General features: G+C 73.0%; 14 protein-coding genes. 7 read left to right on the forward strand and 7 right to left on the reverse strand.

Annotated features, from left to right (window positions below; genetic code table 11):
• Nucleotides 1-13 precede the first annotated feature (13 nt).
• Entirely contained in the window at nucleotides 14-1,384 is a 1,371-nt protein-coding gene (locus OHA89_RS27820) for a hypothetical protein (RefSeq protein ID WP_406367347.1), read from the forward strand.
• 19 nt (nucleotides 1,385-1,403) lie between these two features.
• Here the strand turns inward: OHA89_RS27820 and OHA89_RS27825 are convergent, their stop codons facing one another.
• Nucleotides 1,404-1,670, reverse strand: coding sequence for a hypothetical protein (locus OHA89_RS27825; RefSeq protein ID WP_406367348.1), 267 nt, complete (start codon nucleotides 1,668-1,670; stop codon nucleotides 1,404-1,406).
• Between the two features lie 644 nt (nucleotides 1,671-2,314).
• On the opposite strand from OHA89_RS27825, the gene OHA89_RS27830 reads away from it, so the two are divergent.
• Both OHA89_RS27830 and OHA89_RS27835 read left to right on the forward strand, forming a co-directional pair.
• Nucleotides 2,315-2,635, forward strand: coding sequence for a multidrug efflux SMR transporter (locus OHA89_RS27830; protein WP_257556859.1), 321 nt, complete (start codon nucleotides 2,315-2,317; stop codon nucleotides 2,633-2,635).
• Nucleotides 2,635-3,186 (forward strand): TetR/AcrR family transcriptional regulator, encoded by a 552-nt coding sequence (locus tag OHA89_RS27835; RefSeq protein WP_215139909.1) that lies wholly within the window; start codon nucleotides 2,635-2,637, stop codon nucleotides 3,184-3,186. Before OHA89_RS27830 ends, OHA89_RS27835 begins: the two co-directional genes overlap by 1 nt.
• Here OHA89_RS27835 and OHA89_RS27840 read toward each other — a convergent pair.
• Nucleotides 3,183-4,058, reverse strand: coding sequence for a winged helix-turn-helix transcriptional regulator (locus tag OHA89_RS27840; protein WP_266610409.1), 876 nt, complete (start codon nucleotides 4,056-4,058; stop codon nucleotides 3,183-3,185). The two genes, OHA89_RS27835 and OHA89_RS27840, sit on opposite strands and share 4 nt — an antisense overlap.
• 96 nt (nucleotides 4,059-4,154) lie before the next feature.
• On the opposite strand from OHA89_RS27840, the gene OHA89_RS27845 reads away from it, so the two are divergent.
• Both OHA89_RS27845 and dapD read left to right on the forward strand, forming a co-directional pair.
• Nucleotides 4,155-5,384: an MFS transporter gene (locus tag OHA89_RS27845; protein WP_266612462.1), complete on the forward strand. Its 1,230-nt coding sequence runs from the start codon at nucleotides 4,155-4,157 to the stop codon at nucleotides 5,382-5,384.
• Nucleotides 5,385-5,393: 9 nt separating this feature from the next.
• Nucleotides 5,394-6,374, forward strand: coding sequence for a 2,3,4,5-tetrahydropyridine-2,6-dicarboxylate N-succinyltransferase (dapD, locus tag OHA89_RS27850; protein ID WP_257556862.1), 981 nt, complete (start codon nucleotides 5,394-5,396; stop codon nucleotides 6,372-6,374).
• Nucleotides 6,375-6,455: 81 nt separating this feature from the next.
• Here dapD and OHA89_RS27855 read toward each other — a convergent pair whose 3' ends face one another.
• From OHA89_RS27855 to OHA89_RS27865, 3 genes are all read right to left on the reverse strand, one after another.
• Nucleotides 6,456-6,749, reverse strand: coding sequence for a hypothetical protein (locus tag OHA89_RS27855; protein WP_257556863.1), 294 nt, complete (start codon nucleotides 6,747-6,749; stop codon nucleotides 6,456-6,458).
• A 156-nt stretch (nucleotides 6,750-6,905) separates the two neighbouring features.
• A complete protein-coding gene (locus tag OHA89_RS27860; RefSeq protein WP_266610412.1) occupies nucleotides 6,906-7,361 on the reverse strand; it encodes a GNAT family N-acetyltransferase in 456 nt (151 codons plus the stop codon).
• 61 nt (nucleotides 7,362-7,422) lie between these two features.
• Nucleotides 7,423-9,264 carry an endonuclease/exonuclease/phosphatase family protein gene (locus OHA89_RS27865; protein ID WP_406367349.1) on the reverse strand — a complete coding sequence of 614 codons (1,842 nt, stop codon included), beginning with the start codon at nucleotides 9,262-9,264 and terminating at the stop codon, nucleotides 7,423-7,425.
• A 350-nt stretch (nucleotides 9,265-9,614) separates the two neighbouring features.
• Here OHA89_RS27865 and OHA89_RS27870 point away from each other — a divergent pair, with 350 nt between their 5' ends.
• The gene (locus OHA89_RS27870; RefSeq protein ID WP_406367351.1) at nucleotides 9,615-11,105 is read left to right on the forward strand and encodes a hypothetical protein; all 1,491 of its coding nucleotides are present in this window, start codon (nucleotides 9,615-9,617) and stop codon (nucleotides 11,103-11,105) included.
• 227 nt (nucleotides 11,106-11,332) lie between these two features.
• The gene (locus OHA89_RS27875) at nucleotides 11,333-12,772 is read left to right on the forward strand and encodes an alkaline phosphatase PhoX (RefSeq protein WP_266610418.1); all 1,440 of its coding nucleotides are present in this window, start codon (nucleotides 11,333-11,335) and stop codon (nucleotides 12,770-12,772) included.
• 30 nt (nucleotides 12,773-12,802) lie between these two features.
• On the opposite strand, the gene OHA89_RS27880 is transcribed toward OHA89_RS27875, so the two are convergent.
• Nucleotides 12,803-12,979, reverse strand: coding sequence for a hypothetical protein (locus OHA89_RS27880; RefSeq protein WP_257556868.1), 177 nt, complete (start codon nucleotides 12,977-12,979; stop codon nucleotides 12,803-12,805).
• Between the two features lie 113 nt (nucleotides 12,980-13,092).
• The gene (locus tag OHA89_RS27885) at nucleotides 13,093-14,349 is read right to left on the reverse strand and encodes a TerD family protein (protein ID WP_266612464.1); all 1,257 of its coding nucleotides are present in this window, start codon (nucleotides 14,347-14,349) and stop codon (nucleotides 13,093-13,095) included.
• Nucleotides 14,350-14,408: the final 59 nt, after the last annotated feature.

Here is a 14,408-nt window from a genome sequence, read left to right on the forward strand (position 1 = left end):
GAGAGGACCCTCTGTGACCGTTCGTTTCGCCGCCGGGATCGCCGGCGCCGCCGCCCTGCTGGTCGCCGGGCTGACCGTTCCCGCCCAGGCCGTGACCTACGGGACGCCGACCATCGCGCTCTCCGCCTCCTACCTGTCCGGTGCCGTCGGCGCGGTCGGGGACCCCGTGGTGAACGTGACCGTCGCACAGAGCGGGGCCGCCGCGTCCGCGCTGACGGTCGGGGCCTCGGCGTCGAGCAAGGCCTCGGTCGCCGCGACCGGGGACGTCACCGTCACGGGCACCGGGTCGGTACGTCAGCTCGCGGTCACCGCGCGGGGCCGCGGCTACACCAGCCTCACCGTCAAGGTGACCGGGCTGGGCGGCAAGACGGCCACCAAGACCCTGTACTACGCGGCGTCTGCCGCCGTGCAGAACCCGGCCGACGCCCGGTACTTCACCGGTTCCGCGGACGCCTCGGCCGCCGTGGACGTGGGCGGCGGTTACGCGATCGTCGCCGACGACGAGTCCAACGTGCTGCGCCTGTACGACCGTTCCCGCTCGGGCGCCCCGGTGCGGACCTGGGACTTCAGCTCCCAGCTCGGGGTCACCAAGGAGGTGGACATCGAGGGGGCGACCCGGATCGGCGACACCATCTACTGGACGGGTTCGCTCGGCAACAACAAGGACGGCGAGTACAAGGCGCCCCGGAACACGGTGTTCACCACCACGGTGAGCGGATCCGGTACGGGCACGCAGCTCGCGTACGGGCGCTCGTACAAGAAGCTCCGCGAGGACCTGGTGGCCTGGGACGTCGCGAACGGGAACCGCTACGGCTTCGCGGCCGGTACGGCGGCGGGCGAGGCGCCGAAGCAGATCGACGGGTTCAACGTGGAGGGGCTGGAGTTCGCGCCCGGCTCCACGACCACCGCCTACGTCGGCTTCCGGGCCCCGCTGGCGCCCGTGGTGCCCGGCGGCAAGGCGCTGATCGTGCCGGTCGTCAACTTCGACCAGGTGCTGGCGAGCGGGGCCAAGGCGGCCTTCGGGGCGGGCATCGAACTCGACCTCGGCGGGCTGTCCGTGCGCGACCTGCGCAAGAACGCGGCCGGGCAGTACCTGATCCTGGCCGGCTCCTGGGCCGCGGACGACAACTCCGACCCGTACGCGCTCTACCAGTGGGACGGCGTCCCGGGCCACGCCCCGGTCAAGCGGGCCGACCTGCCGACCACCGACCCCGGCGGCTGGGAGGCCGTCGTGGACGTGCCGGACCTGACGGCGCCGGGCGCGCGGGTGCAGCTGGTGACCGACAGCGGATCGGCGGACCTGTACGGGGACGGCGTCGAGGCCAAGGACCTGACGCACCCGGAGTGGAAGAAGGCGCGGGCGGCCTGGTTCACCCTCGGCTGACAGCGGGCAGCCACGGGGTCTAGGGGCGTAGCCGCCGGTCCACGTAGAGCAGGCCGGCGGCCAGCCGGGGCAAGGGCAGCAGCAGGGCGGGCGCGAGCAGCGCGCCCGGCAGGCCGAGGCCCGCGTACAGGACGTACGCCGCCAGCGGTGCGAGGGCCCCGGCCAGTGCCGTGACCCCGAACGTCCGCCACCAGGCGCCGCGCACCAGGGCGGCCGAGCGGCGCAGCGCCGCGAGCGGGCCGAGCCCCTCGTACCCGGCCGCCGTGGGGGCCAGGGCGAACAGCACCCCCAGCCAGAGGGCGACCGGGGCGAGGGGAGCAGCGAGTACGGCGGCAGGCCCGCGGCGAGCGCGGCCGCGCCCGGCCCGGCAGCGGCGGCCAGGGCCAGCAGCCGGGCGCCGAGCACCGCCGGAATCCGGGGCACGGCGGCGCGCAGCAGCCCGGGCACGGTCACGGGCCGGCCGAGCACGGCCGGCCGCAGCAGCGCCACGGCCAGGGCGGTCGCCAGTGCGCTGCCGAACAGCAGGAACAGGGCCGCGGAGGGGAGCAGGGTGTAGACGAACACCCGGTTCCCGGCGGTACGGGTGAGGGAGGCCAGGGTGGCCGCCCCGGCCACGACGGCGATCGGCAGCAGCCCGCCCAGCTGGCCGAGGAGCAGGGCGCCGAGCAGTCGGCCCCCGTACCGGCCCAGGGTGGTGAGGACCCCGCCGAGGATGTCCCGCGGCCCCAGCGGGCGCAGGGGTATCACCCCGGGCCGCGGCGAGCGAGGGGGCAGCCAGCCGCCGCCCCGGTGGGTCCAGTGCTGCGCCATGCGCGAGCCCCCCTGTCGCCGGAAGCGGACAGGGTAGCGCCGTGGGCCGCAGGAGTCCCGGGTGCTGCGTGCGCACGTGTATGTGTACGCCCGTACGCATCGTTGTGTACTGTTGTACACATGCCCTACGTACTGCTTGCCGCGGCCATCGCCGCCGAGGTCGCCGGAACCACCGCCATGAAGTTCAGCGACGGCTTCACGAAGCTGTGGCCCTCGCTCGGCACGGTGCTGGGCTACCTCATCGCCTTCACCCTGCTCGCGCAGACGCTGAAGACGATGTCGGTGGGCACGGCGTACGCGATATGGGCCGGGGTGGGAACAGCCGCGATCGCCGCCATCGGGATGCTGTTCATGGGAGAAGCCGCCAGCGCCGCGAAGATCGCCGGGATCGCCCTGGTGATCGGCGGCGTGGTGCTGCTGAACATGGGCGGGGCGCACTGATGGCCCCCGGCGTGCGCAGGTACGACCCCGAGCGGCGCCAGCGGATCATCGACGCGGCGATCCGGGTGGTGGGTGCCAAGGGCATCGCGGGGCTGAGCCACCGCACCGCGGCCGCGGAGGCCGACGTACCGCTCGGGTCGACCACCTACCACTTCAAGACCCTGGACGACCTGCTGGTCGCGGCCCTGCGCCAGGCCAACGAGGGCTTCGCGCAGGCCGTGGCGGGCTCGCCGGCGCTGGCCGATCCGGACGCGGACCTCGCGCAGGCGCTGGCCCGACTGCTGGGCGAGTTCCTGGCGGTGGACCGGGGGCGGGTGGAGCTGGAGTACGAGCTGTACCTCGCGGCCCTGCGGCGCCCGGCGCTGCGGCCGGTGGCGGCGGAGTGGGGCGAGGCCATGGCCGCGGCCCTGACCCCGCGCACGGATCCGGTGACGGCCCGGGCGCTGGTCGCGGTCATGGACGGCATGGGCCTGCAGGTCCTGCTGACGGACGCGGAGTACGACGAACCGTACGCGCGCGAGATCCTGGGGCGGGTCCTGCGGCCCGCCTAGGCCGTGGCGCGGACGGCGGTCAGGGCCGCCTGGACGCTCGCCTCGATGTCCCGGATCGGGTAGAACACCTCGCGCACCGTGCGGTCCCGGTCGAGGACCAGGGTCAGCCGCTTGATCCGGGTCACGCCCGCCGCGCGGAACGTCGGCAGCCGCAGCGCCGCCGTCAGGGCCAGATCCGCGTCCGACAGGAGCGGGAAGCGCAGCCGCTCCCGCTCCGCGAACTCCCGCTGCTCGTCGGGGCGCTGGGTCGACACACCGTGCACGGTGGCGCCCGCCGCGGTGAACTCCGCGAGCTGGTCGCGGTACGTGCACGACTCGAAGGTGCAGCCCTTGGCGCCCGGGATCCCGGCCCAGCCGGGCGGGTAGGACTCGGCGCGCGCGTACGCGCCGGGGAAGCAGTACAGGACCGTGAACGCGGTGTCCGCCACCGGGTCGCGGAGCTCGCCGGAGCGGTCCGGCAGCAGCAGCTCGGGCAGCCGGGTGCCGCGCAGCGCGTGGACCCGTTCCGCCTCGCGTGAGGCCTCGGTGGTCGTCGCCGTCATCTCTCCCTCTCCCAGGATCCAGCTGTCCCCCCAGTCCTGGAGGGCCACCAGCACCGGCAGCAGCCCCCGGCCGCGCGGGGTCAGCCGGTACTCGTGCCGCACCGGGCGTTCCCGGTACGGCTCGCGCGTCAGCACCCCGGCCTCGACCAGCAGCTTCAGCCGCTCGGCCAGCACCTTGCGGGACATCCCCAGCTCGCGCTGGAGCTCGTCGAAGCGGTGCAGGCCGCGCGCGGTGTCGCGCACGATCAGCAGCGTCCACCAGTCGCCCACCACGTCGAGGGCCTGGGCGATCGAGCAGTCCGCGTCGCCGAGGTGTGTGCGCTGGGCCATGGGCACTCCTTTGTCCGTTGACCCAAGGCTGTCATGCTGACATAGTCCGTTCCCAAAAGGAACTTACTTGCTCGGGATGCGGGGGACACGGGTGTGCTGCAGGGGTTCAAAGACGTACCGAGGACTGTGTGGCTGCTGGCTGCGGGGGTCTTCGTCAACGCCGTCGTCAGCTTCACGTTCGTCTTCGTCTTCCTCTACCTGACCGGCCCGCGCGCCCTGGGCACCGCGCAGGCGGGCCTCGTCACCGGTATCGGCGGCATCGGCCTGGTCGCCGGCAATTTCACCGGCGGCTGGTATGGCGACCGCTTCGGCCACCGCCGGGTGCTGCTCCTCGCGTCCACGCTGGGCGGACTGACCCTGGCGGCCTTCCCGCTGCTGCCCACCCCGCTGCTGTACGCGGCCCTGCCGGTGGCCCAGTACGCCTCCGGTGTGGTGCGCGCCGCCAACTCCGCGCTGGTCGCCGTCACCGTCCCGCAGGGGGCCAGGCGCCAGGCCTTCGCCGTCGTACGCTGCGTCTCCAACGGGGGGTTCACCCTCGGGCCGCCGCTGGGCGCGCTCGTCGCGACCGGGCTCTCGTACGACTGGCTCTTCGTCGGAGACGGCCTCGGCACCCTCTTCTTCGCGCTGTGGACCGCCCGGGTCGTCCCGGCGCGCAGCGCGGACCGCACCCCCGCCGCGGCCCCGGACGGGGGTCTGGGCCGCGGCGTATGGGGGGAGCTCCGGGCCAGGCCCGCGGTCCTCGTCCTGCTGGGTGCGATCCTGGTGGTCGACGTCATCTACCGCCAGCAGTACTCGACCTTCCCCGTCTACCTCGCCGACCACGGTCTCGACACCGGCGCCTACGGGCTGATCGTCGCCCTCAACGGGGCCGTCATCCTCGTCCTGGAACTGCCGGCCGCCGTCGCCCTGCGCGCCCGCCCGCCGCTGGGCGTCGTCGGCGTCGGGCTCCTGCTCGTCGGCGCCGGGTACGGGGCGCTGCTGCTCGGGACCGGGATCGCGGCGGCCGTCGCCATGATGGTGCTGCTGAGCCTCGGCGAGATCCTCTACAAGACCCCCGCCACGGCCTACGTCGCCGACCAGGCGCCCCCGCACGCCATCGGGAGGTTCCAGAGCCTGTACGCGGGAATCTCGGTCAGCGGGGTCGTGCTCGCCCCGCCGCTGGGCGGAGCGCTGTACTCCGCCGCGCCCGGGCTGCTGTGGCCGCTGTGCGCGGTGCTCGCGGCGGGAGCGGGCGGGGCGGTGCTGTGGGCCCACGCCAGGCAGCGGCGACACGCGGTCCGACCGGCACATGAGACCGGTTCGCGACCTCGGGCGGTCGCCGGTTAGGTTTCTGGCATGACTGCTACGCGTACCACCGGCGCCGTCGCCGCCGGACTTGCCACCATCGCCGCCGACGGCACCGTCCTCGACACCTGGTTCCCCGCCCCCGAGCTGGTCGCCGAGTCCGGCCCGGCCGGCACCGAGCGCCTCACCGCCGAGCGCGCCGTGGAGCTGCTGGGCGCCGCCGCGGCGAAGGCGATCCGCCAGGACGCGGTCCGCGGCGTCGAGGTCGTGGCCGTCCGTACGGTGATCTCCTCCCTGGAGGACAAGCCGCTGGACGCGCACGACGCGTACCTGCGCCTGCACCTGCTCAGCCACCGCCTGGTCAAGCCGCACGGCCAGAACCTCGACGGCGTGTTCGGCCTGCTGGCCAACGTGGCCTGGACCTCGCTGGGCCCGGTCGCCGTCGACCAGGTCGAGACCGTCCGCCTCAACGCGCGCGCCGAGGGCCTGCACCTCCAGGTCACCTCGATCGACAAGTTCCCCCGGATGACGGACTACGTCGCCCCCAAGGGCGTGCGCATCGCCGACGCGGACCGCGTCCGCCTCGGCGCGCACCTCGCCGAGGGCACCACCGTCATGCACGAGGGCTTCGTCAACTTCAACGCCGGCACCCTGGGCACCTCCATGGTCGAGGGCCGCATCTCCGCGGGCGTCGTCGTCGGCGACGGCTCCGACATCGGCGGCGGCGCCTCCACGATGGGCACCCTCTCGGGCGGCGGCAAGCAGATCATCTCGATCGGCGCGCGCACCCTGATCGGCGCCGAGGCGGGCGTCGGCATCGCGCTCGGCGACGAGTGCGTCGTCGAGGCCGGCCTCTACGTGACCGCGGGCACCCGGGTCACCCTCCCGGACGGCCAGATCGTCAAGGCCCTGGAGCTCTCCGGCGCCAGCAACATCCTCTTCCGCCGCAACTCGGTCACCGGCGCCGTCGAGGCCCGCCCGTACAAGGCGGCCTGGGGCGGCCTGAACGAGGTCCTGCACAGCCACAACTGACCCGCACCGGGCCGGTACGCAGAAACGCCCTCCCACCCCGGCCGGGGTGGGAGGGCGCTTCTGCGTTTGCGCGTGACCGGGTCAGCGCGGCGGGATCGTACGGATCAGGCCCGCGAAGGCCTGCCGCTCCGCCTCGGTCAGCTCCACCGACTCCAGCGGGTGCGAGGCCGAGCTGCGCTGGGCCGGGATCACCGGGAGGCCCTCGAAGGCGGCCGGCTCGGGGTGGTGGAAGCGGTTGTCCCACAGCATGTGGCCGAGGCCGACCACCCAGACGAGGGCGGCCACGAACAGGACGGCGAGGCCGATTTCCTGGGCGAGGGAGATGGAGGGGAACACGCGGTCCTCCGGGGAGTACGGGGGTACAAGGCGGTACAAGATCGGGCGTGTGGACACTCAACACCACGGGACGGTCGATTCGGCAGAGATGTGTCGAGCGTCACGCCAGGGCCGAAAGTCCCCGACTTGTCCGACAACGCCCCCCGTGGCGCGTGGCCCGTGGCCCGTACGCCCCCTGCGGCCTCTGGGGCCGCCCTACGGCTCGAGGCGCAGCTTGAAGCCCTCGTGGCTGCGGGCGAAGCCCAGGCGCTCGTAGAAGCGGTGGGCGGCGGTCCGCCGCTTGTTGCTGGTCAGCTGCACCAGGCCGCAGCCCCGCTCACGGGCCCGGTTCACGGCCTGCTTCATCAGCTCCGCGCCCAGGCCCCCGCCCCGCCGGTCCGCGCGGATCCGTACCGCCTCCACCAGCGCCCGATCCCGCCCGCCCTGGCCGAGGCCCGGTATGTACGTCAACTGCAGGCAGCCCAGGACGACCCCGTCCGTCTCATCGGTGAGGACCAGCATCTCGTTGCGGGCGTCCGCTTCGATGGCGGCGAAAGCGCGCTCCTGCGCCGTGTCGACGACGACCGAGTCCGGGTCCACGACCCGGTCCTCGTCGGCCAGCAGGGCGAGCACGGCGGGCAGATCAGCGCGCGTGGCGGTACGGAAGATCATGCGCCGGAGTGTGGCAGAGAGCCCGGGCGGGACGGCGTCCGGGCCCTCTGCGGTCTGGGGGCTACGGCTTGAAGCGCAGCACCTGCGGGTCGTGGTCGCTGTTCTGGTCCGCGAACTCAGCGTTGATGTGCACGCTGTCGTACGTGAACTTCTTGATCGCCGGGCTGGTCAGGATCTGGTCCAGCACCTGGGCGTTGCCCTGGTAGACGTACGAGTAACGCTCCGGCTTCGGCAGCGACGTGATCGCCGGGTACAGCGCCCCGCCGTCGGCCAGCGCGTTCGTCGTCGCCGAGAACTCGAAGTCGTTGATGTCGCCGAGGACGAGGACGTTCGCGTTCTTCTCGGCCGCCAGGATCTCCTTCACGAAGCCGTTCACGGCCTGGGCCTGGAGCAGTCGCTTGGCCTCCGAGGAGCGCACCGGCGGCTGGTGGTGCGAGGTCAGGCCCTCGTCGCCGCCCTTGGAGCCGAAGTGGTTGGCGATCACGAAGACCGTCTTGCCGCGGAAGACGAACTCGCCGGCGAGCGGCTTGCGGCTGTCGGCCCACGCCGGGTTCGCCGGGTCAATGCGGCCGGGGGAGTGGGTCAGGGCGGCCTTGCCGTTCTCCTGGACCACGCCGGTCGCCGTCACCGCGTCACCCGGGGCGCGCTCGGTGAAGGAGACCCGCGCCGGGTTGAAGAGGAAGACCTGGCGGATGTTGCCGCCGGGCTCGCCGCCGTCCTTCTTGTCCTCCGGGTTGACGGTCCGCCACTGGTAGGCCGGGCCGCCCGCCGCCGCGATCGCCGCCGTGAACTTCGTCAGCGTCTGCTCGGCGGAGACGGTGCCGTCGTTCTTGGCGCCGTTGTCGTCCTGGATCTCCTCCAGGGCGAGGATGTCCGGGGAGGCCAGGTTCTCGACGACCGCCTTGGCGAGGGCGTCGAACTTCGCCTGCGGGTCGGTCGGGTCGAGGTTCTCGACGTTGTACGTGGCCACCGCGAGCTCGTGCTCGGCCTGCGCCTTGGTCTTCTCGGGGGCGAGGGTGCCCGCCTTGACCGTGCCGAGGGTGCGGGCCACCAGGGTGTAGCCGCCGAACTGGTTGAAGTCCAGCGGGCCCTCGGTGGTGCCGGTCAGCTTGTCGCCGACGTTGGCCACTGGGAAGGGCTGCTGCGCGAGGGGCGCGAGCTGCTGGATCTGGAGGCGGCCGGTGTTCTGGGACTCGTAGGAGCCGTAGATCGTGCCGCCGCGCTTGGCGGTGTTCTCCCAGCCCTTCACGGTGACCCACAGCTCCGAGTACGGGTCGGTGGCGCCGACCACGCGCGAGGTGCCGATCTTGACGTTCATGCCCTCGAGGGACTCGTAGAAGTCCAGGGCGTAGCGCGCGGGCTCCAGGGCCAGGCCGTTGATGCTTCCGGCGGCGGCCGGGTCGCCGGCCGGGGCGTACTCGGCGGGCACCGTGTACTCGTTGATCGCGGCGGCCTCGGGCAGGGCGTTGCCCGCGGAGACGACCGTCACGACCGGCTTGGATATCTGGGTCACGGACTGGTTGCCGGAGTTGACGCCGCCGGGGACGTACTCGCCGACCGTGCCGGAGACCTTGACCGCGTCGCCCACGGTGACGGTCGGAACCGAGCTGGTGAAGACGAACACGCCTTCGCTGGTGGCGTCGTTGTCGTCGGCGTCCGGGTCCTGGATCCAGAAGCCGCGGGAGCCGTACGTCCGCACGCCCGTCACGATGCCCTCGACGTCGGCGACCTGCTTGCCGGCGAGGGGGGATATCCGGGTGGTGCCCTGGATGTCGTGGATGCGTACCGGACCGTCGGCCGCGGAGCCTTCGGCCGCGCCGGCGGAGCCCGCGAGCAGGCCGGTGGCCAGCGCGGTGGCGACGAGGGCCGCGACGGCGGCGGAACGGGGATGCGAGGAGCGCATGGGCGAGAACTCCGGTGTGGGATGAGGGAGACGGCAGGGATGGACGGGACTGCGGCAGGAAATCTGCGGGAGGCTTGCGACTCCCGAAACATCTACGCGCGTCAATTTCCTGTGTGGCCAGCAAAGTTGTCAAGGCCTCCAGGGAATACGGCAGCTGACTGTGGGATGAACCAAAGGGGATGGCCCGCCGGACCCGCCCGAAATGCGTCTACGCTGGGTCGCCGGGCCGGCCGGCCAACCGACCAACTGGCCGGCCGTCACGGCCCCGCTCCGCCCCACCCCGTCTGACCCCGCCCTACCCCGCCCTACCCCGTCCCACCGCGTCCGCGATCCGCGAGGAGAACCGCCCCATGTCCGCAGAGCCGCACCCCACGCTGCCGCCGGTACGGCTGCACTCCGATGCGGAACTGGCCCGCGACGCCCTCGTCGCCCCGCTGTTCGCCCGCGCCGTACGGCTGGCGCGCTGGGCCGGACCCGGCACCCGCGTCGACATCGGCGGCGAACTCGTCGCCGACCAGCTCCCCGAGGCCGCCGCGGTGCTCGGTCTCGATGCCGCCGACGCGGACTCCGCGGTGTACGCGAGCCAGGCCTGGCGGGTGGCCGTGGACACCGGCCTGGTGGACGTGACCGAGCCGGAGGAGGACGCCGGCGCAGCCGGCGGCGAAGCGGGGGCGGGCGAGGGGAAGTTCGGCAGCGCCGCGCCCGGTGAGGACCTCGCGCTGGTGGCGAGCGGTGCGCCCGGCGACGTACTCGACCTGTGGCTGGCCGCCCTGGACAGTGTGCTCGCGGACGCGGCCGTGCCCGATCTCGACGACCTGGTCGACGCGCTGGACGCGGGCGGGGAAATCGACTTCGACCAGCTGGACTGGAACCCGGGGCGCGAGGCGGACTTCCTCGACGGGGTCCTCGCCAACCTCTACCTGCTCACCGTCGCCGAGGGCGGGGCGGCGGAGGGGCCGGTTCCGCTGCCCGTGCTCGCCGCGTCCATGGTGGTGCCGGACGACATGGGCGAGCCGACCGACGCCGTGCTGGAGCAGGTCTCGGACGCGATGATGCGCCTCGACGACCAGTTCCGGCAGCTGGAGCCCATCGGGCTGGTCGAGTTCCAGCCCGTCGACGAGGAGCTGATGGCGGAGGCGGACGACGAGGAGCTCACCTCGGGCGCGGCCGCCGACGAGGACGTCTCCCGCTACGGGATGGTCCGCCTGACCCCGCTCGGCCTGTACGGGATCCGTGCCCGGATGCTGGAGGCCGGGGTCGAGGCCCCGGCCGTGGGCGAACTGGCCGGCAAGGGCGCGGACGCGCTGCTCGACGCGGTCTCCCGCTACCCCGAGAGCGCCGCCCAGGCCGAGATCGAGGCGTGGCTGGCGGGCCGCGAAGTGCCCGCGGCCGTCACCGAACTGCTGGCCGCGGCGCGTGGCGACGACGAGGGAGCCCCGCTGCGGCGGCTGCGCTGCCAGCAGGCCCTCGCACCGGCGGGGCCGGAGGCGGAGCCCGCGGTCCGCGCGGTGCTGGACGACGGGGAGCTGGGCGGGCTCGCCCGGGTCTGGCTGGCCGAGCGCGGCGCGGCCGACGTACCGGCACCGGACGGGACGATGGTGTTCTGGCTCACGGTCGACACGATCGCGGCGCAGCTCGCCGCCGACGGCGAGACCGAGGAGCTGCCGCTGCTGATGGAGACCCTGACCGCCCATCACACCGGGTTCTTCGAGCAGGCGTGGCGGGTGGAGCACCCGGCGACCGCCTTCGTCCTGGAGGCGATGGGGCGGCTGCACCCGGACAAGAAGGCGGCGAAGGAGGCCCGCAAGGCCGCGTTCAAGGCGCGCTCACGGCAGTCCTGAGCGTCGCCGGGAGTCCTGAGCGCCGCCGGGGTGCATTGACCGGGCCCGGGGGAGCTTTGACGGAGCATCGACAATGCGCCGTTTCTGGGCCGGAGTTGGCCATTCCGGCCACGGGCAAGGGGTCCGCTCCTCTTACCGGGTAGTTCAGCCGCCGTTCACGTGCGGGCGGGAGCGTGTGCGCCGACGACTGCACGACAGGCGCACCACTCCCCACCCCTGGAGACCCGATGCCGCTCAGCCGCAGAGACTTCACCGCCCGTACCGTCATCGCCGGCGCGGGGGTCGCGCTCACCGGGACGGTCGGCGCCCTCGCCACCGCCCCGGGCGCCCTGGCAGCCGACGACAGCACCGCTCGCGACGAGCAGGGCCGGCCCTGCGAGCCCGGCTACGGCCCGCTCGTTCCCGACCCGGCCGGCCTCCTCGCCCTCCCCGCCGGTTTCACCTACCGCGTGATCACGCACAGCGGGGTCACCACGCTGGAGTCGGGCGAGAGCACCCCGTCCAACCACGACGGGACGGCCGCCTTCGAGGGCCGGCGCGGGGTCACCCTCCTCGTCAACAACCACGAGCTCAAGGGCAAGCGGGCCAGCTGGGCCCACCCCGTCCCGCTCACCGAGGGCCTCGTCTACGACCCGGCCGCGGCCGGCGGCTGCACGGTCGTCGAGGTCCGGCGCGGCGGCGAGGTCGCCGAGTGGGTGGGCGTCGCCGGTACGTCGACCAACTGCGCGGGCGGCTCCACCCCCTGGGACACCTGGCTCACCTGCGAGGAGACCGAGGACCTGGCCGGCAAGAACGGCATGACCAAGGACCACGGCTACGTCTTCGAGGTCGACCCGCACGACCGGCGCGCCAACCGCGACCCGCAGCCGATCAAGGCGTTCGGGCGGTACGCGCACGAGGCCGTGGTCATCGACCCGCGCGAGGGCCACGCCTACCTGACCGAGGACGCCTCCGGCCCCAACGGGCTGCTCTACCGCTGGACCCCGCCCCGCGGCTTCCACCACGGGCGCGGCAAGCTGCGTACGCTCGCGCCCGACGCCGGTGTGCTCCAGGCCGCCAAGTGCATCGACAGCGCGGGCCGGTTCGTCGACGACCTCTCGCGCGCCACGAAGATCGGCACCGTCTACGGGGTCGACTGGGTGGACGTGACGGACCGCGACGCGCGGACCGTGCCGGTGCGCAAGCAGTTCGCCGACGGCGTCGTGACGCGGGCGCGCAAGCTGGAGGGCATGTGGTGGGCCGACGGCGGTGCGTACTTCGTGTCCTCCTACGCCCGTGAGGAGAGCCCGGGTGCGGCGCACGACGGCCAGGTGTGGTTCTACAACCCCAAGCGGCGCACGATCCGGCTGACCGTCCTGATCGGGGTCAACGCGGACCCGTCGGCGGACGGCGGCTACGACGGCCCGGACAACATCACCGTGTCGCCGTACGGAGGCCTGGTCATCGCCGAGGACGGTTCGGGCCTCCAGCACCTGTTCGGCGCGACCGAATCGGGCCGCACCTACCCGCTGGCGCGCAACGAACTGAACATCGGGTCGGCCGAAGAGCCGGAGTTCTCCGAGTTCACCGGTGTCTGCTTCTCCCCGGACGGGCGCACGCTGTACGCCAACATCCAGGACCCGGGCGTCATGCTGGCCATCACCGGGCCGTGGCGGCGCGCGCACTGACGCAGCCGCGAGCGACCGCCCGGCCCGGGCCTACGGGGCCGCGGAAACCTCCGCGTGGGAGGCCGCGGCCCACTCGGCGAGCAGGAACTCATACGCCTCCGAGGGCCACTCGCCGTCCACCCGGGTCTCGACAAGGTGCCGTATCGCCTCGTTCGCCTCTGCGGCGGACGGGCGAGCGGGCCCTGTGGGGATGACTGACTTGTGCATGAGTCCAAGGCTACGGGCGGGCACTGACAGCCACCCCCGGATTACGCGTGGCATCCATCACCAGGGTCGGCGCCCGGTTGGCGCCATGCGGCTTCTCGTGCCCGCCCACCTGCTCAGAGTGCCTGCGAGGCCGGCTTGACCATGCCGCGCACTGTGCGGGACTTCACAAACTCGCCGATGGCCGTCATCTCCCACTCGCCGCTGAACTGCTTGATGAGTTTCGCCATCATGACCCCGGTCTGCGGTTCGGCGGAGGTGAGGTCGAAGCGCACCAGCTCCTCGCCGCTCGCCGCGTCGATCAGACGGCAGTAGGCCTTGGCGACCTCGGTGAACTTCTGGCCGGAGAAGGAGTTGACCGTGAAGACCAGGCCGGTGGCGTCGGCGGGGATCCGGCCGAGGTCCACGACGATCACCTCGTCGTCGCCCGCGCCCTCGCCCGTCAGGTTGTCGCCCGAGTGCTTGATGGCCCCGCCCAGGATCGACAGCTTGCCGAAGTAGCAGCTGTCGATGTGGTTGCGCTGGGGGCCGTACGCGATGACGGAGGCGTCGAGGTCGATGTCCCGGCCGCGGAACGCGGGCTCCCAGCCGAGGCCCATCTTGACCTGGGAGAGCAGCGGGCGGCCGCCCTTGACCAGGGAGACGGTCTGGTTCTTCTGGAGGCTGACCCGGCCCTTGTCGAGGTTGATCTTTCCGCTGCCGCCGACCGCCGGGGCCGGGGCCACCGGCGGCGCGGGCGGAACCGGGGCGCTGGGGGTCGTGGGCGTCGTACCGCCGAGCCAGGGGGAGGGCGGGTAGGAGACCGGCGGGGCCGGGGGAGCCGGCGGCGCGGGCGGGGCAACGGGGGCGGGAGCCGGGGCGGCGGGCGCGGCGGCCGGCTCCTCGTCCACGGAGACCCCGAAGTCGGTGGCGATTCCGGCGAGGCCGTTCGCGTACCCCTGGCCGACCGCGCGCACCTTCCACACGCCGCCGCGCTGGTACACCTCGACGACGACGAGCGCGGTCTCGGAGCCGAGCTGCGGCGGGGTGAAGCTGGCGATCACCGCTCCGCCGTCCGCGTTGCGCACCGTGGCGGTGGGCTCGATGCCCTGGAAGGTCTGCCCGGCGGCATCCGGGCTGGCCGTGACCACGATCCGCTCGATGCCGGGCGGCAGCGCGGAGGTGTCCACCGTGATCGAGTCCGGCGCCGCACCACCGCCCGACCGGTAGCTGACACCGGGCCCGGAAGGCTGGTTGTAGAAGATGAAGTCGGCGTCGGAGCGCACCTTGCCGTCCGCCGTCAGGAGCAGTCCCGATACGTCGAGCCGTACCGGCGCAGCCACGTCCACCGTCACACGGACGGCATTGAGCGGCAGGTTGGATCCAGGGGTCATAGCGGTCATGCCCGGAGAACGACCGGAGGTGCTTTGCCGTTCCCTTACCCTCGGGGCAG

Origin of the sequence: Streptomyces sp. NBC_01546 (assembly GCF_045208355.1) — a bacterium.
GTDB lineage: Bacteria > Actinomycetota > Actinomycetes > Streptomycetales > Streptomycetaceae > Streptomyces.